We start from the raw sequence: 1,675 nt of genomic DNA on the forward strand, positions 1-1,675 counted from the left end.
TTGATATGCTCCCCATAAGGTAGACAGATTAAAAAATAAAAATCTGTTTCTATCTTAGGGGGAGTTTTTTGTGTCAAAAAGAGCTTATTCTGTAGAATTTAAATATGAAATAATAATGGCTTATAAAAATGAAGATTATGCACTTAGTGAGTTATGTTCAAAATATCATATTTATAAAACAACTCTTTATAAATGGATTGAGAAATTTGAGAAAGAAGGAATGCGTGGTTTAGAAGCATCGAAAACATGGAAAAAGTATTCTAAAGAATTAAAGGAATCAGCTGTTAGAGATTATATTTCAGGAGAGTTTTCCTTACGTGAGGTAGTAAAAAAATATAACATTTCTGGTGTATCGGTACTCGAAAAATGGATTAAAAAGTATACTAGTCATAGAGAATTAAAAGATACGGGAAAAGGGAGAACAAGCTCTATGACTAAAGGAAGAAAAACGACTTGGAAAGAACGAATTGAGATTGTACAAGAAGCTTTAGGGAATGGAAAAGATTATCAACAAACTGCAGATAGCCATCAAGTATCTTACCAACAAGTATATCAGTGGGTACGTAAATATGAAGTTGGTGGATGGGATGCTTTAAAGGATGGACGAGGCCGTTCCAAAAGTGAGGAAGAATTAACTCCGGAAGAAAAGATGAAATTAGAAATGCGTCGAATGGAGAAGGAGAATGAACGTTTACGTGCAGAGAATGCATTTTTAAAAAAGTTGGAGGAGATCGAAAGGAGACGAAAATAAGCCAAGTAAGATTTGAGGATAAATATATCGCAATTAAGGAACTTCATGAGAACGAGAATCTAAATATTGTTTTATTATGTGATATCGCAGGTGTTTCGCGTGCTGCTTACTATAAATGGTTAAAGCGTATACCTTCCTCAAGAGAACTTCAAAACGAAGAAATCATAAGGGAAATGAAAATTCTCCATGAGAAAGTGGAGGGTATCTATGGTTACCGCCGAATGAGATTAAACATCAATCGAAAGTTTGGCCAAAATTTTAATCACAAACGTATTTATAGACTAATGAATGTCGCTGGCATTCAATCCGTTATACGTAGAAAGAAGAAGCGATACAAACGTACGAATCCTCAGCACGTTGCGGACAATATATTGAATCGTGAATTTAAAGCTGAAAAGCCAAATGAAAAATGGGTAACGGATGTCAGCGAATTCAAATATGGAACTTCAAAGAAGGCTTATTTAAGTGCCATTCTTGATTTGTATGATGGTTCGATTGTTAGCTATGTACTAGGACATTCTAATAATAATAAACTTGTATTCAAAACATTTGATCAAGCTACTAATCTATTGGATGGGGAGCATCCACTTATTCATAGTGACCGTGGTTTCCAGTACACCTCTCATGGGTTTAAACGAAGGGTAGATGAAGTGGAAATGACACATAGTATGTCTCGTGTAGGGAAATGCATTGATAATGGACCAATGGAATCGTTTTGGGGAACTCTCAAATGTGAGAAGTATTACTTACATAAGTATGGAACATTTGAGGAACTCTCGAAAGCAATTGATGAATATATTCGCTTCTACAACTATGAAAGATATCAAGAAAGACTAAATGGCCTTAGCCCTGTTGAATACAGGACTAAAGCCGCTTAAATCATTTTTTATTATTTCCACTGTCTACTTGACAGGGGGCAGTTCA

Annotated in this window: 1 protein-coding gene; it reads left to right on the top strand. The window is 34.9% G+C overall.

The window, feature by feature from the left end; translation table 11 throughout:
• Nucleotides 1-70: 70 nt before the first annotated feature.
• A protein-coding gene (locus tag CWR48_RS18470; protein WP_245976861.1) for an IS3 family transposase occupies nucleotides 71-1,629 on the top strand; the annotation gives its coding sequence in 2 pieces (ribosomal slippage) (nucleotides 71-725 and nucleotides 725-1,629; 1,560 coding nt in all).
• The last annotated feature ends 46 nt before the right edge of the window (nucleotides 1,630-1,675 follow it).

The organism is Oceanobacillus arenosus (genome assembly GCF_003369575.1).
GTDB lineage: Bacteria > Bacillota > Bacilli > Bacillales > Amphibacillaceae > Oceanobacillus > Oceanobacillus arenosus.